23 protein-coding genes are annotated in these 25,270 nt (G+C 32.5%); 6 read left to right on the top strand and 17 right to left on the bottom strand.

All coding sequences use genetic code 11. The features are described from left to right. Window positions 1–118: 118 nt before the first annotated feature. From FOT98_RS09070 to FOT98_RS09095, 6 genes are all read right to left on the bottom strand, one after another. Window positions 119–1,234, bottom strand: a complete 1,116-nt coding sequence (locus tag FOT98_RS09070; protein ID WP_063263026.1) for an NAD(P)/FAD-dependent oxidoreductase — start codon at window positions 1,232–1,234, stop codon at window positions 119–121. Window positions 1,235–1,360: 126 nt separating this feature from the next. After that, window positions 1,361–2,014 (bottom strand): YdeI/OmpD-associated family protein, encoded by a 654-nt coding sequence (locus FOT98_RS09075; RefSeq protein WP_063263027.1) that lies wholly within the window; start codon window positions 2,012–2,014, stop codon window positions 1,361–1,363. A 158-nt stretch (window positions 2,015–2,172) separates the two neighbouring features. Further along, window positions 2,173–2,940, bottom strand: a complete 768-nt coding sequence (locus FOT98_RS09080; protein ID WP_063263028.1) for an arylamine N-acetyltransferase family protein — start codon at window positions 2,938–2,940, stop codon at window positions 2,173–2,175. A gap of 138 nt (window positions 2,941–3,078) precedes the next feature. Further along, the gene (locus FOT98_RS09085; RefSeq protein WP_063263029.1) at window positions 3,079–3,582 is read right to left on the bottom strand and encodes a MepB family protein; all 504 of its coding nucleotides are present in this window, start codon (window positions 3,580–3,582) and stop codon (window positions 3,079–3,081) included. A 108-nt stretch (window positions 3,583–3,690) separates the two neighbouring features. Beyond that, the gene (locus FOT98_RS09090; protein ID WP_061679051.1) at window positions 3,691–4,059 is read right to left on the bottom strand and encodes a DUF4180 domain-containing protein; all 369 of its coding nucleotides are present in this window, start codon (window positions 4,057–4,059) and stop codon (window positions 3,691–3,693) included. Between the two features lie 202 nt (window positions 4,060–4,261). Then, a complete protein-coding gene (locus FOT98_RS09095; RefSeq protein WP_063263030.1) occupies window positions 4,262–4,954 on the bottom strand; it encodes an HAD family hydrolase in 693 nt (230 codons plus the stop codon). Between the two features lie 245 nt (window positions 4,955–5,199). Here FOT98_RS09095 and FOT98_RS09100 point away from each other — a divergent pair, with 245 nt between their 5' ends. Further along, window positions 5,200–5,736, top strand: coding sequence for a DinB family protein (locus FOT98_RS09100; RefSeq protein WP_063263031.1), 537 nt, complete (start codon window positions 5,200–5,202; stop codon window positions 5,734–5,736). A gap of 178 nt (window positions 5,737–5,914) precedes the next feature. After that, complete coding sequence (locus tag FOT98_RS09105) at window positions 5,915–6,097, top strand: hypothetical protein (RefSeq protein WP_063263032.1); 183 nt, start codon at window positions 5,915–5,917, stop codon at window positions 6,095–6,097. A 168-nt stretch (window positions 6,098–6,265) separates the two neighbouring features. Here the strand turns inward: FOT98_RS09105 and FOT98_RS09110 are convergent, their stop codons facing one another. From FOT98_RS09110 to FOT98_RS09140, 6 genes are all read right to left on the bottom strand, one after another. Continuing rightward, window positions 6,266–7,168, bottom strand: a complete 903-nt coding sequence (locus tag FOT98_RS09110; RefSeq protein WP_313902277.1) for an aminoglycoside phosphotransferase family protein — start codon at window positions 7,166–7,168, stop codon at window positions 6,266–6,268. A 284-nt stretch (window positions 7,169–7,452) separates the two neighbouring features. Beyond that, complete coding sequence (locus tag FOT98_RS09115) at window positions 7,453–8,052, bottom strand: undecaprenyl-diphosphatase (RefSeq protein WP_063263033.1); 600 nt, start codon at window positions 8,050–8,052, stop codon at window positions 7,453–7,455. Window positions 8,053–8,517: 465 nt separating this feature from the next. Further along, window positions 8,518–11,088 (bottom strand): type I pullulanase, encoded by a 2,571-nt coding sequence (pulA, locus tag FOT98_RS09125; RefSeq protein ID WP_063263034.1) that lies wholly within the window; start codon window positions 11,086–11,088, stop codon window positions 8,518–8,520. Between the two features lie 486 nt (window positions 11,089–11,574). After that, entirely contained in the window at window positions 11,575–13,278 is a 1,704-nt protein-coding gene (locus FOT98_RS09130; protein WP_063263035.1) for a M4 family metallopeptidase, read from the bottom strand. 450 nt (window positions 13,279–13,728) lie between these two features. Further along, a complete protein-coding gene (locus FOT98_RS09135) occupies window positions 13,729–14,715 on the bottom strand; it encodes a DUF4179 domain-containing protein (protein ID WP_063263036.1) in 987 nt (328 codons plus the stop codon). Further along, a complete protein-coding gene (locus tag FOT98_RS09140; RefSeq protein ID WP_063263037.1) occupies window positions 14,716–15,246 on the bottom strand; it encodes an RNA polymerase sigma factor SigX in 531 nt (176 codons plus the stop codon). It abuts the gene before it with no gap. Between the two features lie 702 nt (window positions 15,247–15,948). Here FOT98_RS09140 and secY point away from each other — a divergent pair. Then, the gene (secY, locus tag FOT98_RS09145; RefSeq protein ID WP_063263038.1) at window positions 15,949–17,253 is read left to right on the top strand and encodes a preprotein translocase subunit SecY; all 1,305 of its coding nucleotides are present in this window, start codon (window positions 15,949–15,951) and stop codon (window positions 17,251–17,253) included. Between the two features lie 18 nt (window positions 17,254–17,271). Here the strand turns inward: secY and FOT98_RS09150 are convergent, their stop codons facing one another. Both FOT98_RS09150 and FOT98_RS09155 read right to left on the bottom strand, forming a co-directional pair. Continuing rightward, a complete protein-coding gene (locus FOT98_RS09150; protein WP_063263039.1) occupies window positions 17,272–18,309 on the bottom strand; it encodes a DnaA N-terminal domain-containing protein in 1,038 nt (345 codons plus the stop codon). Between the two features lie 134 nt (window positions 18,310–18,443). Next, on the bottom strand, window positions 18,444–19,361 hold the full coding sequence (locus tag FOT98_RS09155) for a DMT family transporter (protein WP_063263040.1): 918 nt from the start codon (window positions 19,359–19,361) through the stop codon (window positions 18,444–18,446). A gap of 146 nt (window positions 19,362–19,507) precedes the next feature. Between FOT98_RS09155 and pdxR the strand changes: the two genes are divergently transcribed. Beyond that, on the top strand, window positions 19,508–20,938 hold the full coding sequence (pdxR, locus tag FOT98_RS09160; RefSeq protein ID WP_063263041.1) for a MocR-like pyridoxine biosynthesis transcription factor PdxR: 1,431 nt from the start codon (window positions 19,508–19,510) through the stop codon (window positions 20,936–20,938). A gap of 99 nt (window positions 20,939–21,037) precedes the next feature. Here the strand turns inward: pdxR and FOT98_RS09165 are convergent, their stop codons facing one another. Beyond that, window positions 21,038–21,967, bottom strand: a complete 930-nt coding sequence (locus tag FOT98_RS09165; RefSeq protein WP_063263042.1) for an NADP-dependent oxidoreductase — start codon at window positions 21,965–21,967, stop codon at window positions 21,038–21,040. A gap of 164 nt (window positions 21,968–22,131) precedes the next feature. Between FOT98_RS09165 and mleBCA the strand changes: the two genes are divergently transcribed. Then, complete coding sequence (gene mleBCA / locus FOT98_RS09170; protein WP_063263043.1) at window positions 22,132–22,986, top strand: BCA family alpha/beta fold macrolide esterase; 855 nt, start codon at window positions 22,132–22,134, stop codon at window positions 22,984–22,986. A gap of 117 nt (window positions 22,987–23,103) precedes the next feature. Here the strand turns inward: mleBCA and FOT98_RS09175 are convergent, their stop codons facing one another. Then, window positions 23,104–23,439 (bottom strand): hypothetical protein, encoded by a 336-nt coding sequence (locus tag FOT98_RS09175; protein ID WP_061679806.1) that lies wholly within the window; start codon window positions 23,437–23,439, stop codon window positions 23,104–23,106. A gap of 11 nt (window positions 23,440–23,450) precedes the next feature. After that, complete coding sequence (locus tag FOT98_RS09180; protein ID WP_063263044.1) at window positions 23,451–24,620, bottom strand: ParM/StbA family protein; 1,170 nt, start codon at window positions 24,618–24,620, stop codon at window positions 23,451–23,453. A gap of 208 nt (window positions 24,621–24,828) precedes the next feature. Here FOT98_RS09180 and FOT98_RS09185 point away from each other — a divergent pair, with 208 nt between their 5' ends. Then, a complete protein-coding gene (locus FOT98_RS09185) occupies window positions 24,829–25,230 on the top strand; it encodes a hypothetical protein (RefSeq protein WP_063263045.1) in 402 nt (133 codons plus the stop codon). The last annotated feature ends 40 nt before the right edge of the window (window positions 25,231–25,270 follow it).

Here is a 25,270-nt window from a genome sequence, read left to right on the forward strand (position 1 = left end):
TTTTTAACATTCTCCGATCCCGATTTTCCTTTTATTATACAAGAAATACCCTATAGAATAGACTTTTTTCAAGTGTCTATTCTATAGGGTACATTTTACATATCCTAATCTTTTTTATTTATTCAATTGCACCAGCAACGTCATAATCGTTTAAATCTAATTCTATTGTTTGGCCAAGTGCTAATTTAGCAAGTTCTGATCCTAAATATGGACCTGCAGTTAAACCAGAAGCACCTAATCCGTTTGCAACGAGAATGCCTTTAAAGTTAGGTAATGGTCCGATAACAGGTAAGAATCCTGGAGTAAATGGTCTAAATCCAACTCTCGTTTCAAGCATAGTACTATCTTCTAAACCAGGCGCAACTGTTAATGCTTTATGGAATACTTCATGTAAACCACCTGCTGTTACACGGTGATCGAAACCAGTTTCATTCTCATGTGTTGCACCAATTACGACGTGACCATTGTCAAATGTTAAAATGTATTGATCGTTTGGCGGCATAACAACTGGCATATTTTCTGTTGCTGTATTTTCAATTTGCAGGTGAACAATTTGTCCTTTTTGGAATGTAACTAAGAAATTAATTCCTAACGGATTCAAGATTTCATTCGCCCAGGCGCCTGCAGTTACAATGACCTTTTCTGCTAAAATTGTTTCATCGTTTACTGTAACTCCAGTAATAAGATTACCTTCACGAACTAATACAGCATCTCCTTTTATAAAAGTAGCACCATGTTTTTTCGCAGCACTTATTAATGCGTTACGTAATAATCTTCCATTTACTCGTGCAGCGCCACTAATGTGAATAGAACTGTATTCTTCTGATAATGCTGGGAATAATTTTTTCGTTTCTTCAGCTGATAAACGTGTAATTTCCCCAATCTCTGGTGCATCTTCACGTCGTTTATAAGCTCGCTCTTCCATTTGATCTAGTTTTTTCTCGTCAGTATGTAAACTAATTGCACCTACACGGTTGTAACCTGTATCTGTCTCACCGTCTTCTTCTAATTGTTGGATTAACGAAGAATAGTAACGTGCACCGCCTTTAACGATTTTATACCACGCTTTATTACGACGCTGTGAAAGCCATGGACATACAATACCAGCCGCTGCATCAGTTGCTTGACCTAATTGTTGGCGATCAACGATAGTAACATTCGCACCTGCTTTAGCAAGGTGATAAGCTGTAGACGCTCCTAAAATTCCAGCTCCAACTACAATATACGATTTCATTTCAAACACCTTTTCTCTTTTACTAATTATTTAAATATAAGAACATACTTTAGTATACTGAAAGGAATTCTATTTTCAATGTGCAAAGTGACATTAATTGTTGCATCATTGTGACGTTCCTGACCATTATTTTTTCTTCTTACGGAATAATTCAATTGTTTTATAGCCTTGTGAAAGGATTTCAATCATTTTCTCAAGACGTTTATCACGTGTTTTTTCTTGTTTTACAGAAAATAAATTACGTGCCCAATCCTTTTGATATCCAGGTGTTAAACTTTGATAAAATTTAAGTTCAATTGGATGATTAGCCAATAGGGCTTCTACATCTTTAATACGATCTGCATAATCGGCAACACATTGACTCATAGCAGGCGCTTTTTTCTCTTTTTTCTTTTCATGCTTTAAGCCTACAACAGTAAAGACGTCGTCCATACTCACCATTCGTGCAAATTTAATATCACTCTGTCCTACATACCCATCTTCGCCAACGCTTAATGCAGGAAACATTTCATCACGGTGAATAAACGTACTGTAACGAGAATTACCTTTTTTCGGATACGCGAAGAATATGTAGCCTTTTTCAAGTAGTAATTCTTCATTACTAATAATATAATTCGTTTGTTTCACCATTTCATCAAGTGTTTCTACAAAAATAAAAATGGCATCGTGTTCTTTTGAAAATGCAGTTTCTTTTCCTGTAAAAATGTCATAATCATTAGGTTCATTAATTACGACCATATTTGTATACTTATTAAGTTTCAATTTATCAATAATTGACATAAAAATCTTCCTTTACATTCAAAATTCATTGTTTATAATTTTTCATACTGTTCTAGTGTATTATATCTAATTAGAAAATCAAACTTTAATAGTTATTTTAAATAAAAGTTAATAAAAATAGCCGATTCCGCGTAAGAACCGGCTAGCTATTCGTGTCATCACAACTCAATAGCAAATAAAGTATATAAAAACGCTCTATATTGATCTTCTGTAATTTCACGTTTCACTTTTTCACCATGAATGATTTCAGTTAAACTCGTATTCGTTAAAGAGACATGGCCAGAGACCGTCAATTTAACTGCAATTGGTCTTTTATTGAAAATAGATTTCTCATCTTCTATTACTCTTTTTTGAACATCATTCACTTCTGTCTCATCAATGATACGATTATAAAATGCATGACAAACTTTCCACTCACCGTTCGTATCTTTTCTTTCTAGAACGTAATTTCCTTTACTTGTATCTTTTCGTCTCACTCGATACGTACCATTTTTAGAGGAAACAGCCCCACCAGTAAAAGGTACAGGGACTAGAGGTACTAAAGAAGCAATACCTACATCAATTAAGTATCGTATGTTATCATAATTTAAAATAATCGTTATATGTCCATCCTCAAGTGCCCATGCGTTGATTTCATTTTTATATACGGTACCAAGTGCAAGTTGTACATCATAACCACAATCTTGTAAAAAGTAGTAAAAAAGAGTATTTAATTCATAACAAAGTCCGCCGCGGGACGTATTTAAAATTTTATTCTGTAAATTTTCCATAGTAATTGTATTCGCATTACGTGCTATAACATCTAAATTCTCAAATGGTATAGTGTGTGCGAATGCAAAGAGAATTGTGTTTAATTCTTCAAAGTTCACTTCAGTACGGTTTGCAAGATTCAATCTTGTAAAAAGCTTATGTTGTAGACTTGTCATAGTCAGCACCCCTTAACATGTATAAGTTAAAATAGTATATGCTGATTGTAAATTTGATGGGGTCCTGAAACAATGTACATTTCATTTAACTGTACCGGTACAAAAAGTCCAACTCACTAGATTACATAAGAAAAGAAGCTACAAATACAAATTTAATAGTTTATCTATAGGTAAATTATTAGCATCACTTAAATCAACAAAATATTGAAGTTGCCACAATTGGCTTTTTTTCGCTTGATTGCTAACAGGAGTATCCCAAAGCGGATAAATTCTCATAGCCATTTTGCCTTTTTGACTTTGCGTTTTCAATATTTTTTCTTTAAGAAGAATTTCTTTAGGGAAAACAAATTGTCCTAGTTTATTATCATCAATGCAAGTGATAACTAATAAGTCAGGAGCAGCGTCATAAGAAAATGCTTGATTTTGCATATTCTCATCTTTCTCCCAAAAAGAAACAAATTGCCCGATTTTATTAGGCGTAATTTTTGATACTCTAAAACGGATAGTTTTGTTATTTAAGTGAAATAAACAACCGGCATATTCTGCGTTTTGCTGTTCTTCTTTTAGATTCGTGATTATTAATTTGTTAGGTTTGTAAATTATATTGTTTAAATTTCCAATTACATCATTAAATTTGTTCAAGAAAACTCCCCCTTTATTCACCTCTTAGTTTATCACAAACATCAGTTCTTCTATATCGTATATAATCATGAACTAAGTGAAATGAGGGAATTTAGCAGGATATAATTATTACTTTAATGTACTTAGTTTTTCAATTGCTTGTTGTTCAGTTGATAAGTAAAATATATCTCTACCTTTATTACATTCATAAATAAAATCCTTTAAGCTTTTACTAGTATACATAGAGAAATCCCCAACAATAGCAAACTTTACCTTGTAGTTTATAAACTTTTGAAGAATATCGCCCGCAAGACGTGTCTTTAGATCAAAGAAGTCTTCGCTTATTAAAGATTTTGGGATAATAATATGTTTCGCATCTACCTCATATTGAACTGTTGCCATAGTATCTAATGCAGACTGAACATCCGATATTAATACCTTATCGTTTCTAATGACCGCAATATTGATTCCATCGACTACTACTTTCTTTATCTTCATAGTCCCACCCCTATATAATTTACACAGTATGAGTAAAATCGTTTTACAAAACTTCGTATTAATCATAGATTAAATTAGCCGCAGCTATTAAAATCGCCTCTATTTTTTATTGTAAATATATACTTTTTATTATTAATACGGTCAATGAAATTAATGATAGTTTCTCTTTTTTATATTTTTAAATATATATTTGAAATTGCTTTTACTTGTTATAAAAATATTGTGGAGTAACATAACTTAACAAACTATCCAAAGTGTTAATCTCGGCATATGGTTGTATTTGGGTAGTATTCTTGATTTTCTGAGGGTTAAACCACACACCTTTTATATTTGCATTTTGAGGACCAGCAATATCCTTTTCTAAGTCATCCCCAACAAATAAGGTATTTTCCGGCTGTGCATTTAGCTTACTTAATGCTAGTTCGAATATACGTTTATCAGGTTTACTCAATCCCACTTCTTCCGAAATAATGATTGTATCAAAGTAATTGTTTAAATTCGTATTAATTATTTTAGCCTTTTGCCTCTGAGTTGAGCCATTTGTTATTATTCCCACTTTAAAGTGTTTCTTTATATGATTTAAGAAATGAATAGTATTTTGGTCAATTGAAAAACATTTAGGGAAATTTTCATTCCAAAAATCTTGGATATACTTGCGTGGCAATCTATATTTCGGCGCGAATTCATCAAATAATGATTCTATAACTATCGTTTTATCACTAATGCCATATTCCCTTTTATCGTACTCTTTAAATTTCTGTAACATATTGTTTTTGACTGTATCACTAACATCCTCATAACACTTTTCTAAAACTAATAAAAACAAGTTATCTACTGCTTTATCCCTATCAAGTAACGTATCATCTAAATCAAACAGCATCGCTTTATAACCCATCAAATAATTTCACAACCTTTCTATATTTCCTAGATATTATCAAAAGTAATCAAAAACTCGTAATAGGACGATATTCGAAGAGTTAAATCAAAAATCCTTTTTCTGTTTATTAATTGATGTGACAGTACACTATTTCGACTAAGGTAATAGATGAATTTTTTGATTTTAATTTATAATTATCAGACTAATCGGAACACATTTTATGATAATCTGTACTTAAAGATTAAAAACAAAGGAGGATTCGTATGCAAATAAGACCCAAGGCAAGTGAATATAACCTCTATTATGCAACGTATATTAACTTGATATCAGACGGAAATATCATACATATTCTAGAACAACAGATACAGGAAACGAATCTTTTATTAAAGGGGATTTCTGATAGTGAGGGACTTTTCCGATATGCTCCTACTAAATGGAGTATAAAAGAAGTAATCGGTCATGTAGCGGATACAGAACGGATTATGGCGTATCGATTGCTATCTATCGCTCGAGGCGAGAAAGCAGAACTTCCTGGGTATAACGATGAAATGTATGTTCTTAAAGCTGCTTTTGATAAGCAATCTATGCAAGATCTTCTTGAGAATTTCATAGTTGTTCGTCAATCTACCGTACATTTACTTAAAAGTTTAGATAAAGACGCTTGGTTACAAAGAGGAAATGCGAATAAATCTACAGTTACAATTCGTGCATTAGCATACATCATTGCTGGTCATGAGCTTCATCATCTTCAAATTATAAAAGAACGTTATTTTGGTTCTAATGCATATCCATTAAGTTAAATATTATATTTAAGTATATAATATTTAATTTTCTAAATGTAAAAAGAGAATATGGTTAGCTCTTAGAGCCTTGAGCAATTTTTATTAAATTCAGCAGGCTAGCCACTTTTATTCGGTACATAATTTTCTTCAAACTGGTATAATATAAACACAATAGTTCTAGAAAGGTGATGATATTATGTATGAACAACAAAATAATAGGGATAGAGATCAAAAAATGATGTTTTCAATGCAAGGAATTCCCACAAATAGAGTTAACATGAATCAATTACCTAAATGGATTAGAATTTTCGGCTATTGTGCATTTGGTTGGTTGATACTATTTAGTTTCATTATGATCGTAGGGTTAATTCTGCAGTAACGATACTTATAAAATGTTTACGGGAAAGTATTTAGATCATAAGTCTAGGTAATAAACTATTTTAATCAATAAGACCTGTTACTGAATCTGTGTATGATTCTACCCATTCATAAAATGAAAGTTCATTATCCCAGGTGACCATATTCATTGCTTTTGCACAACCCCAATCTAGAAGTCGTTGATGAAGCATATGTACTTTAAGACGTTTTTTATATCCTCTTTCCCTTCTAAATTTCTACAATACAAATTAACTAAATGTTTTGCGATATTGCCTTCATTGTTATCTAAATAGTAAGTAATCATCTTAATTAGATCAGAAACAGGATCTGCAAAATATGAATTTGTAAAATCAAAAACACCACCAAATTCCCATCCATTGTCGCCTAAATAGATTAAGAAGTTTCCAGGCTTAAAATCGCCCATCACATAAGTTGGAGTAGATAAATTTTTAAAAGCCCCCTTGGATTCGTCTAATAAAGCTTCCACCCATTTGAAATCCTTATCCGTAATTTTCGAGTATTTTTTGGCATCCTCTAACCAAAATAATATTCTATTGAAAAGCCATTGCGTGTATGAATTTTTAAAGGGAATTATCATGAGTTTTTCCGTATTAAGTTCACCAAATTCGTTGACTTTCCAATTATGAAATTCAGATAATGTTTTAGCGATTAATTCGGCTATTTTAAACTTGTCATTTAATTTGAGTTTAGCTTTCAGATATTTTGAGTTTAGATGTTCGCCTTGAAGACAAGGCATTAGTGAATAACTCCAACCAAAAATTTCATCCGAATCATCAATTATATATGGCATAGGGACAATCACGTTTGTTCTTTTATGGATATTTTCTACAAAAAATTTTTCCTCAACCAATTGACCAGCATAAAGTGGGTTTCCTTTAAAAACATACTCTCCTTCTGTTGACGAGACAAACATAGTTTGGCCCATAGCTCCATTTGCTGTTTTTTTCGATGAAATGAGTTTACCCAAATTAAATTTATTGAGCATCGATTGTAATTGATTATCATTTACTATTCCTAGTTTATTAGATGCAAAGATTATTTCCGCAGTCATATGAGGCCTCCAATCCGCTTTATCTTTAAATAAACTTCCATATAACAATGATTTCGTTAACCATTTAAAAATACCCTTTAGCAGAATAAAGATTAGCTAATTGTTCATTTCTATTAACTTTCTGTATAAAGGTGCTCTGGACACATTTGATTTACAGTCATGCTTAAATCAAATAAGATATTTTATTACTTGGACGTACACGTACACATACTCCTTATCACCGTTGTGGATATAAATAATTGTATCTTGCGGAAAATAGTAATGAGGATGAAAACGGGGGATACTCACAATCCCTTTGAATTATTTTTGGATGATAAAACATGTTTTTCTACTCTTTCATATAGAGTAAGTAATTTCTTGATAAAAGAAAATTTCGGTACTAACCAATAAGAAAACAATGCTGAAACACATCCTATTAAAGCCCCTATTGCAACATCAAAAGGATAATGAACTCCTACCCAAATACGAGAGATTCCTACACAAAATGCAAGTATAAGCCATAACCAACCAGCTTTATTACGAACAAGCCAAAACGAAAAACAAATTGAAAAAAAGAGAATCGTATGGTCACTAGGAAATGAATTATCTACAGTATGGTCGACAAGTTTATTCACATCAGGCAATATTGCAAACGGTTGATAATTTAGATGGAATTTCCCTGCTATTTTTCCAATCACCTCAGCAATTACAAAAGCAACCATCGCTTGTATAACCATCATCCTAGTTTTTCTGGACCCAGTAAACCAATAAGTTAAAATAATTAAAGCAAAAATATACACCATATATTCTGCCAAAAACACCATGGTTGAGTTTAGGAATGAATATTGTTTACCTAATTCATTAATTGCTCGAAAAATATCAATATTGAATTGAGAAAAAGACATGTTCAAAGCCCTCCTTTTTTATAAGGTGTTTTACTGATTGCCATATACCTTCATTACATAAATAATTTTGATTATTGTACTCATCTGAAAATATCAACCTTTTATGACATCGCTTTCTTCTTTTTCACTTTAATAAAAAAAGAAAAAGGAAAACATCGAACTTTCTTACAAACATTCGTGCATTCTTACAGTTTTGTCATTTTCTCGTCACTTAGCAAATGAATTCGTCGTCTTGCCTTTCGTTATTTTCAAAACTCTTGTAACTCTAGGTTTATATTGTTCTTTCAGTATGCAACGGTTAGTTCTGTAGCAATGATCACATAAGTAAAAAGGAGAAGAACCTTGGTAAGTCTTCTCCTTTTTACTTATGTTTTTATTGAATTGTAATAAAATTACAGTACGTGAAATTATATTACTTAAACTTTAAAAGCGAAGTGAAAACAACATTCACTTCGCTTTTTGAATTTATTTAATTGGTTTCTCTATTTTTAAAACTAATGAACTTAACGCAGGAACTTTAATTTTATTATCATGGACAACATAAAGTGTTGTACTACCTGCTAGTTTACCGTCCACTAGTACTTTCCAAGGACCTTTTGATGGAAGCGTTATGTCAATGTCTTCCCTATTTGCATTGTGAGCCACCATAAAGTATTCGCTTTTATTCCCACTTACCTTTTCATCTATTGTATAAGCGACAACATTTTTTGGAACATCGATAAAAGTTATATGATTTTTAATCTGTTCTGCAGATGTCATTCGAAATGCTGGATACTTTTTGCGTAATTCTATTAAGCCCTTCATATAATCTACTTCATTATTAAATGCTGCACGGCGTAGCCAGTCCATTTGGTTAATTGAATCAGGGGATTTGTAACTGTTATGATCACCATATTTCGTGCGCATAAACTCTTGTCCTGCATGTAAGAATGGAATACCTTGTGATGTTAATAAAATCGAAGAAGACAATTTGTGCATTTGTTTTCGCACTTCTTCACTGTCACCTGGATTAGTCAACTCAAGTTTGTCCCATAATGTATGATTATCATGTGCTTCCACATAAGTTAGTACCTGCTCCGGATCTTGATAAGTAGACGAGTTTATATCGTAGTCAATGCCTGCTGTAATTCCTTTTTTAATACGGTCTTCCATGTTTTCCTTCCCATTTACAAAGCCATTTTCTTTTTCCTCAAATACGCTACCTTTCAATCCATCTCGTATATTATCGTTAAAATGAGCAATCCCTTTCATTTTTTTCGCATTTTTTTGATTTGCTTTCAACTCAGCTGCAAGAGGTGTATTTAAATCCCACCCTTCTCCATGCAATATAATAGAAGGGTCAATTTGATTTACAGCTTTACGTATTTCATTCATCGTTTCATAATCATGAATACCCATTAAATCAAAACGGAATCCGTCTAAATTATATTCTTTTGCCCAGTATGTGACCGAATCCACCATAAATTTTCTCATCATTTTTCGTTCTGAAGCTGTATCATTTCCTACTCCAGTTCCATTTGCAAATGTTCCGTCTTCATTGTAACGATAATAATAACCTGGAACTAACTTATGAAAATTAGATTCAGTAGCATTATACATATGGTTATATACTACATCCATCACAACACGAAGATTATTATCATGCAGTGTTTGAATCATTTGCTTTAATTCAGTTATTCGAACAGTAGGCTCATATGGATTTGTAGAATAGGATCCCTCGGGAACGTTGAAGTTTTTCGGGTCATATCCCCAGTTATATTGTGGTTCGTTTAAATTCTCTTCATTTACTGATGCATAATCAAATATCGGTAAAAGCTGAACGTGCGTAACACCAAGATCTTTTATATGATCAAGTCCTGTTTTCACACCTTCAGGCCCTTTTGTTCCTTTTTCTGTTACCCCTAAATATTTCCCTTTCTGCTTAATGCCACTTTCGGGCTGAATAGAAAGATCACGTACATGCAATTCATAAATAATAGCATCTTCCGGATTTTTAAATTTTGGCTTTTTGTTTGCTTTCCATTTTTTCGGATTTGTTTCTTCTAAATCAACAACTGCACCTTTATCTCCATTTACAGAAGCAGCACGTGCATACGGATCAACTGCTTCAGTCCACTTATCACCAATTTTTACCTTATATGTGTAATAGAGCCCTTTTTGATTCCCTTTAAGTTCTGCTTTCCAAGTTCCTTTTTCAGCTTGTTTCATGTTTATTTCAGTACCTATTTTATCGTTCCATTTTTCATATGTAACTAACTTCGCTTCACTCGCAGTAGGAGCCCATACACGGAACTTAGTAAATTGTGGCGTATATACATTCCCTAAATCGTTACCACCATAATAAAATGAATGATCAAATTCCTCACTACGAATTACTTTACCGATTTCCGTATACGCATCAGCTACGTTTTCGATTTTCACTTTGTATGATTGTTTTAAATCAATTTTCTGCTCCGTAATTATTTTAAACTTATTCGTAACATTTCCACTGTTTCTATCATAAGGACTAATATTCTTTATTTTAATGCCTTCAATTTCAATTTTCCGTTCCTTAATATGAAACGGGACATTAGTCGTTACAGTAATCTCATTGAAACTATCAATAGTTGCTTTTTGAAGTGATAGATCCGAAGAAGGCTTAGAGTTATATACTTTATCATCACCAGAAAGAATCCACACTTCAGCGCGACCGTCCTTTATATTTTCAATCCAACGATCACCACCATCTTTTTCCCAATCATTTGTACGAATGATAAATCCTACACGATTATATTCACCTTCTATATTAATCTTAGCGTACTTTCCAAATTCATCTTCACCAGTAAATTCATATGATTTACCATTTGCATTTTCTCCCCATGTCCAAAGGTTCCAGTTCTTTGTATTTCCAGATTGCTCTTTGTAATGAATGATAACTTCAGTTGTTTTCGAATTTGAAACTGCCTTTACACTTTGAAAAGAGAAAACAGATGATAACATAACGATTATAGTAAGTAATAAAACTGATTTGTTAACTAATCTTTTTATCATTTTCACCACATACACCCTTTCTTTAAATAGTAGGCACAATTTATTATGCTCGTACTAAATTACACTATTTAAATTAATCTAGAAATCTCTTTTACTTCACCCCCATATTGGCTATTTTCACATTTGTATTTCAATGATCTTTTTTATTACGAAAACGTTTGCATTAATTGTTAAAAAAATATATTTGATTCCGTCTACACATATTCGTAATTACTAAAAGATCAGGGAAATTATTTTAAAGCAATCGTTTGTTATCGCTTTCATTCTATAGTACTTCCTATCAATAGGTCAATATATTATTAATTTTCAGTTTTTTTATTTTTAATCCTTATATATTTGTCACAACTTATTGAAGATAGACGGCCTCATTATCGCTTAGTAAGTTTATTTTCACTCATACATTGCTGCATAAAAAAACAGCTACTATCTTTAAAATGACAGTAGCTGTTTTTCATAATGTAATAATATATGAATGAAAACTATATTTCTAACTTACTTAATTTTTGCTGCATCAAATGCCTTTTGAACTGCTTGAACTTCAGCTGTATTCGCTCCATATTTATTCGTTGCCACTCGAATACATGCTGATCTCAATTCCTTGAAATTAGAAGTCATATTTAACTCATCTGTATTTGCATAATAGAAGATATCAAACATTTTATCTTCACCAATCCCTTTAACAGTTACACCGTTATGAGTTCCACCTTTTGCAATGAGATACGCAACTTTATTAATAATACTTGAATTAAAATGAACGCCACCTTGATCCCATCCATTAAAATCATTAAATTCACTGTAATCATCTGGATAAGGTACACCAAGTGAAGATGGAACAGAAGCCGGGTTTTCCATATCACGGAAAATAGATCCAGTTTGTTCTCCCATCGTCCAGTTAAAGCTTCCATTATTTACGTATTTCTCAATAGATGTTCCCATAATATCAGATAGCGCCTCATTAATCGCACCAGATTCACCGTAGTATTCAAGATTAGATTCGCTAGAAGTAACAGCATGTGTAAATTCATGGCCAGCTACGTCATACGCTTTGACGATAGGATCTCCATATACAAGCATACTTCCATTATTCGCACTTAAAGCATTCTGCCAATTTTTCGGATCATTCGTATCTCCAGAATCCCAAGCATGTACAACTGAAACTACCTTTTGTCCCTTATTATCAAAGCTATTACGCTTATATTTATCTTTATAAAAATCAAATACTTTTGTTGCTAAGTAATGAGCACTTACTGCTTTTGAATCGCTAAATGTTGTCGAAGTACTAGTTGCTAATGTACCAGGATAATAGCTTTCTTCTCTAGTAATGTCTCTATAATTTACATCATATGTTTCAATTCCTTGGCCTCTTGTATAATCAGCAAGGGCATATTTGCCATTACTTTGTTTAGAGATACCAAATGTACGTGATATACCTAAATCATCTTTTCCTGTTCCAGTTAATGATGTAAGATTGCTTTTTTTACTTTTCTTTAATGCGCCAACTAGTTTTTCACTTGCTTTTAAGTTAGATTCTTGTACCATATTTTTTAACATATCACCATTTTGTGCATTTACTAAATAAGTTCCGGAAACATAGTTTGGTGTTGCAGCTTCAAATGTAACCTGATATGCATTGCTAGCTTGTCCATTCTTTTCATCAACAAAAATAACTTCTTTAATTTCTGGCTCAGTAATAAAATTGATATCGTTCCCGTACTTCGTATAAATATATTGTGTTGCTTCATCTTTTGATAGATTGATAGGTTTTTTCAATTCTTCTTGTTTTAAATTTTGCGCGCTATCGCCTGAAACACTTTTAATAACGCCCTTATTATCTACGTGTGCAGTTAATTGATGACCATATACTTCTTTTCCTTCGTATGTTTGCTGTATACGTACAAGTGTAGTCCCATCATATGAACCACGTTTTTGAAGAACTTTATAATCTACTCCTGTTTCCCCATTGACTTGCTTTGGAGAAAGAGCTTGTTCTGTTTTCTCCTTCAGAGCATCTTGTACTACATTCTCTGGTGCCTTTTGTGACGGTTGTGTAAGTTCACCTGAACGGAACGATTCTTCTTGAATTTGAACTTGTAGTTGATCTGTTTCCTCTGCATGACCTACTCCGTATGGTGCTACAGCTGTTAAAGCTAAGCCAGTTGTTAAAGCTACCTTAGTTAATGTCTTTTTGTTTTTCATTTTTTTCACCTCGTATAATTTTTGAAATAGAAAGCTTGTACAAAGTATACTTGCTGTTTCTGTCGAAAAAAAGAGAAAATACACAATTTATGTGATATTATGCAGAATTACATACTGCAAGGACGATGATATAAATAAAGAACAACCCATATAAGTGCATTAATTTCAATAAAAAAAGAGCTCCCTAAGGTGCTCTTTACATACGATTAAAAATCATAAATGCATTGTGTCATTTATTAGTATATGCTCGTCTCATTCAATTGTTTATTTAGTGGTTTCTCTGCACAATAACCTTTAAAAATTCGTTATCTAATACATTGAAATTCTCCGGTACTATTTGATTAGTAAATAATAGAGATAGTTAAAATAATGTAAGAAACAAACATGATGAAAGCAAAACAATAGATAAAGATAGCACTCGACATGTATTATTTTATTCTTTTTTTCATATTAATTTGTTTTATTTATTAACATTTCAGGATTAATTTGAAGTTGCCCTTTCCAAGATCCAGCTATTTTTCCTATTTTATTTATGTTTACATCTAATGTTAAAGATTGTTTAAAGGAACCTTTTCCTTCAGGACCTTCAACAAATGTAATGACACCTTCTGGTCTGTCTTTATCACGTATGCCTACATGCTCTAACTTTTTTCCTTCTGACATTAATTCGAATGGTAAATTGTCTTCACTTTGAATAAATGATAATTGTGAAAACATACCATTTCCTATGTTATACTCAGGATTTTCTTCTTGTTGTCCGTTTATTTTCCCATCACTTTTTATATCTAATCCATTTGTATCAAATTCAAATGGCATAAGAGTTCCATCGGCTTTTTCAACTCTATAATGAACAGATATGCGCGCATCTGCCACATATAATTCTTTAAGATGTACAGTTATTCCTTGATCCGTTATTTTTTCATCGATAGGGATAAACTGCCCTTTCAACATACCTTCTTGCTGTACACCGTTTTCATCTTTACTTCCTTCATTTACAACTGAATCATTTAAAACCTCATTAGCAAAGTAAGAAGCAATATTAGTTGCTGCAACTTGAACTTGCGGAATCATAGATATAGTAAAAATACCTACCGCAGCAACCGCCGTATACATGAAACGTTTTGATTTTTTATTCATATTTGAAAATACTCCCTGCTTTTTTTCTATCATTTGATTTGTAGTAAGTACATTATTAGACTGGTTATGATTATTAAATGTTTGCCATGCTTTTTCGACATCAATATTTATTTCTGGAGTCTCATGAAGCTTCTCCTCGGCAAGTGTTGAATTTTCCCATTGATTTAATTCCGTTAGCTCAATTAATAAATTTTGACATTCCTTACATTTGTCTAAATGCTTTATAAATTGTTTTCTTTCCTCACGGGAAAGTTCGCCATCAATATATGATTGAATGGATCCCATTTCATAACAGGTCATTTAGTTCCCCTCCATTTGTTCAAAAATTTCCCGAAACTTTAGCTTAGCTCGTGCCAACAATGTTCCAATAGATGAATCGTCAATTTGAAGTACTTGCGCGATTTCTTTATATCGAAACCCTGAAAATTTCATTAATAATATCGTTCTTTCTTGTTCCTTCATTTGCTGCAACACCATTTGTACTTTTGTAATTTCTTCTTTTCTAATCCATTCATCATCTAGTGACGAATCAATTTGAACTTCTTGATATTGAGCTTCTTTATCGATTCTTGCCTGATGTCTCTTTTCAGAGCGAATGTAGTTATAGGCGACATAAGTAGACGACTTTATAAGCCAAGCACGTAAATTTTCTATTGTTTTCCAATCTGAATGATACAGTTGTAAAAACACCTCTTGTGCTAATTCCTCAGCAACTGTCTGTTCTTTAATGATCCATATTATTTGTTTAACAACATACGCATAATTTTGTTTAAACAACTCTTCAAATGTTATTTGTGAAACATTCCTCTCTTCACTTTTTATTGTTTGCATGTAAGTAAAACCTCTCTCTCATTTGATGCCTGCATTATAGAGAAACCAGAATGCTCATTTTTGTGACAAAAAAGTATATTTTTTATTATGTACTACTGCGTCCATTCATCTTCTAAACAAATATTTATATTAATTAAAGTGAATTTTTTCTTAATAACAACATAAAACCCACTCTTCACTATTTTTAAGAGTGGGTTTTATACTAAAATAAATCAAATTCTATAATGGCAAAAACTTTAAAACATAGATCGATGTTTTAGAATTGATATTACATCACTGCATTTGTAGAAGTTATAGATATGTAAAACTTTTATCTTAACTTTAAATAAAGAATTCCTGCCATTTTTATACTAAATAACATAATAGAACCCCTTTTATTGTCCTAGCAAATTACTAGCAATACATTAATTAAAAACATTGTTCTTTCAATTTATCATTAAATAAATGTAAAAAATGCCCCTATTCATTCATTTTTCATGCGTATGTATGTACATTTGTTAATTTATTCGATATATTATGTGTATTGAATGATTATGAAAAGTTTATAGGTCGCTAAAAACCTTATATTTTTATATCCATGAAAACTACAAAATGTATGTAAATCCATTTGTCAAATGAATTTAATGCGGAAGGAGGTTTGTGGTTACTTCATCGGGATATAATAATCAGTTTTACACTGATAAAAATATAGGAGGCGACATAATGTTTCGTACGATTTCAAATTTCATGAGAGTAGCTGAGATAAGAAACAAAATTCTTTTTACACTAGCGATGCTAATTGTTTTTCGCATTGGCACGTTTATTCCAGTTCCTCATACTAACGCAGAGGTATTAAAAGTACAAGATCAAGCTAACGTTTTAGGTATGCTAAACGTATTTGGCGGAGGAGCACTACAACACTTCTCAATCTTTGCTGTAGGTATTACACCTTATATTACAGCTTCCATCATAGTACAATTACTACAAATGGACGTTATACCTAAATTTTCGGAATGGGCAAAGCAAGGAGAGATGGGCCGTAAGAAATCAGCTCAATTCACTCGATACTTTACAATCATTCTCGCATTCATACAAGCCATTGGGATGTCTTATGGTTTTAATAATATAGCAGGTGGACAATTAATAACAGATCAAAGCTGGACTACATACTTATTTATTGCGACAGTTTTAACTGCAGGTACTGCATTTTTACTTTGGTTAGGTGAACAAATTACTGCTAATGGAGTAGGTAATGGTATTTCGATGATTATCTTTGCAGGACTTGTTGCAGCGATTCCAAATGTTGCTAACCAAATTTATTTACAACAATTCCAAAATGCAGGCGATCAATTATTCATGCATATCATAAAGATGATTTTAATTGGCCTCGTAATTTTAGCGATAGTTGTTGGCGTAATTTACATACAACAAGCTGTGCGTAAAATACCGATTCAATATGCAAAAGCTGTTTCAGGTAACAATCAATATCAAGGAGCAAAAAACACTCATTTACCTCTTAAAGTAAATAGTGCTGGTGTAATTCCAGTAATCTTTGCTTCCGCATTTTTAATGACGCCGCGTACAATTGCGCAGCTCTTCCCTGATTCAAGCGTCTCAAAATGGATCGTTGCAAATCTTGATTTTGCACATCCATTTGGAATGACACTTTATGTCGGTCTTATCGTTGCTTTCACATACTTCTACGCATTTATTCAAGTAAATCCTGAACAAATGGCTGAGAATTTGAAAAAGCAAAATGGATATGTGCCTGGTATTCGCCCTGGTAAATCAACAGAACAATATGTAACTAAGATTTTATATCGATTAACATTTATTGGCGCAATTTTCTTAGGTGCAATTTCAATCTTACCGCTCGTATTCACGAAAATTGCTACGTTACCACCTTCTGCACAAATTGGTGGTACAAGCTTACTTATCATCGTAGGTGTAGCACTTGAAACAATGAAGACGTTAGAAAGTCAGCTTGTGAAACGTCATTATAAAGGATTTATAAAAAAAGTAAATTAAGTAAAAAAACACAGTTGGTTATTTTTCCAACTGTGTTTTTGATTCTGCTACATCTAATTTTCCCACTAATGTATCAATCACTTTTTCTAAGTTCACTATTTTTTCTTCTAATGCCTGTATGCGTTTTTCGCTATCCAGTACATTATTATATTTTAACTCATCATTGGACGATTTGAACTGCTCCCATAATTCGAAAATAGTATTTTCAGTAGGTAATTTTAATTTTTCATCATTAATGTTTGCATCTTTATTTGATTCTAATTCAAATTGAAGTTCATATGTATTTCCAGTTAATTCTTTAGCTATTTGCGAAATTAAATCTTTATAAGACTTTTCAACCCATCCTTGTTGGAATTCGTTTTCAAAATAAATGATCAATGAATTTTCATTTATTCTGGCTGTCGTTTCTTTAACCCACGTTTCATATGAAGGTCTTGAAATTGTTAATTGGATTTTATCTTTTATTTCATCCCAAATCGTGTTGGATTCCTCTTGTCCAGAAGTGAGTGGATGATTTTGCATGTTAAGAATCTGTGCTATAGAAGTGGTTTTTGATTCTATTTCGAACCAAATTTGATATTCTTTATTTGTAAGATTCTGTACGGTACTTGAAATTATATTTTTATACTCTCCTTCAAGCAAATCACGATGAAACGCATCTTCACAAAAGATTATTAATGTGTTATCTTCTATCGTAGCATTTGTATTTCTAATCCACGTCATAAATGTTTTCTCTGCTAATTTTGGCCTTAATGCTTTCTTAACGTCATCCCAGCTATTAAGCCTTTCTTTTTGAACATCATTCAACTTATGTGGTTCGCCATTACATAGATCAAACTGAATTTCAAACGTCGTATTAAACATTTCTCTTAATGTATGAAATACTAATTCTTTGTAATGAGATTCTAACCAGTCACGTGCAAATTCATTCGGACAATAAATCGTTAATATATCATCTTCTAAATAAACAGTTGTATTAGTAAACCAAGTTTCATATGATGGTTTTGAAATTTGTGTTCGAATTTTTTCCTTTACTTCAGTCCAATTTATTTTCATAATAACTCCCCCTCTTTTATAGTTCTTTTTCATATAGCTTAATAATATTACGACTTTCCAATAAATAAAGTCAATCCGTATCTTTAATAAAATTAAAGCAGCCCTATTCTATACAGGGCTGCTTCTTTATACAACTACATTTCCTTCTCAGATAATCTCCCTTGTTTGAAATAAGACTGGAGTGTGGATCGATTAGCTAAAAATACACCAGTCAAAATAAAACATGCACCTACTCCCATTGCGGGGTTTAAAGGTTCGCCTAATATGATATAGCCTACTATAATAGCAATTAACGGTGAGACATATAACCACGTTGACGGGAATACAGGATTTGTTTTTGATAAGAGCCAATAATATAATCCGTGCCCACCAATTGATCCGATAAAGATTAGATATAAAATAGGCCACTGTACACTCCAAGAGGCTAATACAGATACATTCGGTTGTTCTACTACGGCAGACACGATTAATAGTAAAACTCCTCCATAAAACATTTGAATACCATTAATGAGAAATGGTGATACACTTTGTAAATCCGAAAGTATTTCTTTTGATCGAATAGAGCCTATTCCGTAAAATAACTCTCCTATTATTAAAACAACACAAGCAATACTCCATATGAAACTTACTTCTTGGTGCATGCCTGGTAAAGAAACAAAAACAACGCCTATTAGTGCTATAATTAATGCGAAAAATTGCTCCTTTTGTAATTTTGTCTTATTTCTCCTTGCCTGTAATAACAAAATCATCATCGGTCCCGTTGCAGAAAGCACAGCAGCTAATCCCGAAGAAATATATTGTTCTGCCCAGTACAGTGATGCGAATGTCATAAATGTTAAACAAAAACCAGCATACATAATTCGTTTTGAAAATACATGTGGCATAATTTCTTTCCTTTTTAACTTAAATATAATCATCAGAATTACTCCTGCTAAAAAGAAACGAATGCCTGCTGAAAATAATGGAGGTGCTCCTGCTTCAATTCCGATTTTTATCGTTAAAAATGTTGTTCCGAAAATAATACATACTAAAATATAATTGAAAATGACCATTTTTCTTCCTCCTTTTTACTCTTACCATGAGTATAGAAGGTGTGGTGTATAACAGTGTATCTATGTATATAACAGTTACCTAAAATCGTAGTTGATTCTCTTTAAATTTTTCGCTTTAATGAAATAAAAACGAAAAAGGTGAAACCATGAAGATTGTCCTTCGGAAAGAATCCAACATACCGTATTATCAGCAAATATATATGCAAATTGTTGAAAGGGTACAAAGTGGCATGCTTTCACATGGTGACGCACTTCCATCTTTACGCACTATGGCCGAAGATTTACAGATTAGCCTATTAACAGTTCGTAAAGCATATAAGCAGTTAGAAAAGAAAGAATATATACGCATTGAGCAAGGAAAAGGTGCTTATATACATAAACATGGAAAGAAAGACTTCAAACCAATTACGTATAAATGGCAACAAACGAAAACGATTAATGTTATGCGATCTCAAAATGCAATGAATCAGCACCGGAAATATTACGATTTTTCACAAGCAATTTTATATCCTCGCTTATTACCAAATCCATTCTTAGCTGATGAAATGCATAAAATACTGAATAAAGACCAAATGCTCCTAGCAACCTATGGGCCAATTCAAGGCGATTATGAACTGCGAGTTGAAATAGAAAATTACTTAAAAGAACACCAGCAATTACTGACAGATCCCTCTCGATTATTAATTACAAGCGGAGCACAACAAGGAATTGATTTAATTGCTCAAACATTATTAAAACCTGGTGATATTGTATTAGTGGAAAGTCCGTGTTACAGTGCTGCACTTGATATTTTCATCAATAAAGGTGCTCAAATCATTCCAGTTTCTCTTGATAATCAAGGAGTTCGCTCTGACTTAATAGATGATATTTGTCAAAGTAAAAATCCCGTATTATTGTATACGAATCCAACTTTCCAGAACCCAACAGGTACCGTAATGAGTAAAGAACGGAGAATGGAACTTATTGAACTAGCGGAGCTATATGAGTTTTTTATAATTGAAGATGATTCTTTCGGAGAGATATATTTTGAGGGTGCGACTGTTCCTCCTCCTATCAAAAACTTTGATACGAATGGCCACGTAATATATATAAAAGGATTTAGTAAGACGTTAGCCCCCGGACTGCGTATTGCAGCACTTATTGCAGATGGTCCTATTTTTGAATGGTTATTTGCTGTAAAAGGTTCAATGGATATCGGTAGCCCTTTATTAACACAAAAAGCACTTCTACCTTTCCTGCGTGCAGAACGTATGAAAAACCATTTAGAAAAATTACGTACGGCTTTACTAATTAGACGTGATATAACGATTGATTTGTTATCACCACTTAAAGAAATAAGCTTTGAAATACCAAATGGTGGCTTTAATTTATGGATTACACTTCCTGATTCGATAGATCCCTTTACCTTATTACAAAAAGCAAATGAAGTAGATGTCTCTTTTTTACCAGGAACAGCTTGTCTATTAAATCCCGAAATAAATAATCACCAATTAAGGATTAGCTATTCTATGTTAAATGAAAAAGATATGTTAATTGGTTTAGAGAGATTACATGATACAATACGAAACTGTATATGATAGAGATAACATTACATGTCCAATAACAAATACTATCCCAAAATGAAAATGTGACTTTTGGGATAGTATTTGTTTCTAAGTTTTTTCGTGGTTCAAACATTATCTTCCCACTTTCATTACAATCTTACCTCTAACATGTTGACCTTCACTCAAAATATGAGCTTCTCTAACCCCTGCTTCATTAAACGGAACAACTTTACTTATGATTGGTTTTATTTTTCCATGTACAATTAAATCTGATAATTCTTCTAGTTGCTTTCCATTTGCTTTTAGCCATAAAAAACCTGATTTTATTCCTTTTACTTTTTGAATTGGCTCATGAACAATCGAAATGAAAACACCACCAGGTTTTATAATTTGAAAACTTTTTTCCTGTACTTCGCCACCAATTGTATCTAACACAATATCAAAATCTGATAGTAGTTCTTCAAATTTATCTTTTTTATAATCAATAACAAGATCCGCTCCTAGAGACTTTAAAAACTCTTCATTCTTACTACTTGCAGTTGTCGCAACAAAAGCTCCAAATGATTTTGCGATTTGGATTGCTAAACTTCCAACTCCACCAGCTCCAGCATGAATAAGTACTCGGTCATGTTCTTTTATTGTTGCGTAATCTACAAGACTTTGCCACGCTGTAAGTCCTGCAAGAGGAATTGAAGCTGCCTCTTCGAAACTTAGATTTGTAGGCATATAGGATACTAAATCCGATTTTACTGTAATGAATTCAGCATAAGAGCCCTGTCCTATATTTTCTGGTTTCGTATACACCTTATCTCCTATTTTGAAACACTCTACTTCTTCCCCAACTTCTTCAATAATTCCAGCTACATCTAACCCTAAAATGATTGGAAATGAAAATCGTAACTGTTGTTGCAAGTCTCCTTTTCTTATTTTCCAATCAACAGGATTAATAGATGTTGCGAGAATACGTATTAATACCTCGTTATCTTTAACAACCGGTTTTAAAACTTGTCTTTCTGTTAATTCTTCAACACTACCATATTGATCTATAACAATTGCTTTCATTTCCATTCCTCCTTGCTGTTTATTTTAATAACATACAAATATTTCTCAAAATTTTTTGCCTTGAATTATCATAAACTTATTTTTGGAGGTAATTACGTAAGAAACATTAGAATCATTCAAAACTGTATTTTTAATTACATTAAAAAAGAAATGGGGATAACTTTATGACTGAAAAGATATTTAAAATAAACGGGATTGATATATGTACAGAAAGCTTTGGAAACCCTAAAAATCCAGCTATTTTATTAATTATGGGCGCTACGTGTTCAATGGTTTATTGGGATGAAGAATTTTGTGAACAGTTGGCTAACACAGGGAAATTTGTTATTCGTTTTGATAACCGGGATGTAGGGCGCTCTGTTGCATATGAACCCGGTACTTCCAATTATACAGTTACAAATATGGCAGAAGATGCAATTGGAGTACTTGATGCTTATCATATTGATCAAGCACATCTATTTGGTATGTCATTAGGTGGTATGATAGCTCAAATTGCTGCTGTAATACATCCTGAAAGAATATTGTCGTTAACATTACTAGCTACAAGTGTAATAGGCTCTGACGATAACACGCGCGATTTACCTCCGATGGATGAAAGGATTTTAACACATCACGCAAATGGCACGCATTTAGATTGGACAAATGATAAAGTTGTAGCACAATATTTAGTTTCAGGATCTCGGCTATTATGTGGATCAAAACGAACATTTGATGAAAAAAGGGTCTATAGACAAGTGAAACAAGAAATAGAACGAGCTAACAATTTATTAAGTATGTTTAATCACGCTCTACTACAAGGAGATGATGCATATGAAAATGTGCTTTACTCCATACAAGCACCTACATTAGTCATTCACGGAACAGATGATACCGCACTCCCTTTTGAACATGCTCTCGCACTTATTGATGAAATTCCTAACTCAGTCCTATTAACCCTCGAAGGCGCAGGACATGAGATTCATCCTGATGACTGGAAAGACATAATTCATGCTGTTACTGAACATACTTCTAAAATATAGGTGAATAACGTATAGAAGGGGCACACCACAATTTGTGCCCTTTTATTCGTTACATGAAAAAAGCCCATCACTGTATCCATATGTATAGTGATGGGCACTTCTTATATTTTTCTATGTTTAAAAAAACGGACAATCTAATTGATCAACAGATTCCCATGATTTTTTTTTTATATTTTCGGTGGATTTATTAGCTTCTAGTGGTACGTTTTTAAAAGGGTTTACTTCAACTTTTAATATGGAAGATGGCTCTACGTATAATGAGAAAACATGGCTACTAGGTATAGCTTTTGACACATCAATATCTCCTACTTGTTTAAAAAGTTGCTGCGCTGCAAAGAAAAAGAAATTCGTTGGGTTCGATTGTTTATTTAGCCATGCAAGCATTTCAGGTGATACTGACTTATGAATATTGATTTTTACTCGATCACCACGTTTATATCGCCTAGATCGCATGCTTCCACCAACTAACTTATCGTTAAGTTTGTAAACCCTAACTCTTTTTGCTTATGCTCTCTATATTTTGGTGAACAAGTGTATACTAATAATCCACGTGCATTTGTAAATAACGGATTATCTACAAAAATTACATTTGTTAATCGTCCTTTTTGTTTTAAAATCATTTTCAAACTGTTTTTAATAATTACTGCGCCCCCGCCATAAATAAATACGTATGGATCGTCTTTCATATCATCAATTTTATTTATGATATCCGTTGCGACACGCGCTGCTAAACCTAATAATGCTGGTTGTGATTCTTCAACTAATAACGCATTTCTTGGATGTTTTTCATGTAAATAAATTTGGTTAAACTCTGTAATGCTATCGATCGTTTTTGTTGGATACTTCCGGTTCCATCTCGTAATAATTTGTAGCAACGTTTCTTTCACACCATATGATAAGCCCTTACTTAGTTGTGGCCTAAAGTTCACACCTAGTGAAACTACTTCTTCTGTCGTCCCTGCACCAATATCAAAAGATAATAGTGTTTTATCAACAAAATCAATTTCTGAAACTTGATTTTGTTCACATTCTATTTTATGTTTCACAACATTTCCTTCTTCATCATATACAATGCCCCACGTCCCGGAAGCACCTTCAGGTAGGCATTTACAAAACTCGATAGATACATTAATCGTAACATCACGTCCGTTTGGATAATGGAACACAACTTTATGATTACCCATATAACGTTTCGCATTTTCCGCAGCTATTTCTTGTGTAATAAGCTGCATAGGAAGAGCAACAGATAAATCGTAACGAATATTAATATGACTAGAAGTTGGACTTTGACGCATAGCACTTACCGCTAAACCAGATAGAATTGTAATAACCATTAACTCATCAGTTGACTTATTCGATTTCTTCTCAACCTCAGTACCTTTTAATTGATCTTGAATGACTTTTTCTCCAACAATATACCGAACGTTATTTAACATTAGCGATGGAGAACTAATGGTCACGTCAATGTGATTTTCTAATTCAGATAATGAAATATCCCCCTCATCTAACAATCCTGTAGGCTCTCCTATATATAAAGAATATATACTCGGAATAAAAATAGGGTCTTGCCCTTTCACCATTAACTTCAAACCGTTATTTCCTGCATCAGCACCAGCTTTTAATAGAATAGACATAACTACCCCCTAAATTAATCTGACATCCCTTCCAAATATATGCGAGCCCATTCTTTTACATTCAAATGTAATGTAATTTTTTGTTTATCGTAAAAACAAAATATCACATTATCGCCCTTAATGTAAAAAGTATTTGACATAAAACTTTCCCAATTTTATACTATGGGTGTAAAGAGTTTTTTACATAATAGGAGGTGTCATTTCTAAATTGAATCATAAAAAATTTATTTTCATAATTATCGTTTTATCATTAATCGGAGTCCTTATATATGGCGCATATAAATATGTAACGGAAGGTTCGATTTTTGGAGGGACAATATTCGCTTTTTCGTTAATACTTGGTAATTTAATTAATCAAATTACTTGGGGAGATCCAAACGGAGTATCAGAAGAAAGCCAAGATGAAATGGGACAACAAATTAAATATAAAAGCTTTAAAATTGCTTATTTTGTACTAATAGGCCTTATGTTTTTTATTTTAATAGCATCAGAAGGATTTGCATTCCTATTACTCGATGAAATAAAGAATCTTCCTCTTTTTATCTCTCTTTGTTCTTCTTTCTTTATTTATCCTATTGTCGAACTTATAGTCGCAAAACAATATAAATAAAAAGGTGAGATTTTCTATATACAGAAAATCTCACCTTTTT

This window comes from Bacillus sp. HY001 (genome assembly GCF_007558965.1).
In the GTDB taxonomy this organism is placed as follows: domain Bacteria; phylum Bacillota; class Bacilli; order Bacillales; family Bacillaceae_G; genus Bacillus_A; species Bacillus_A mobilis.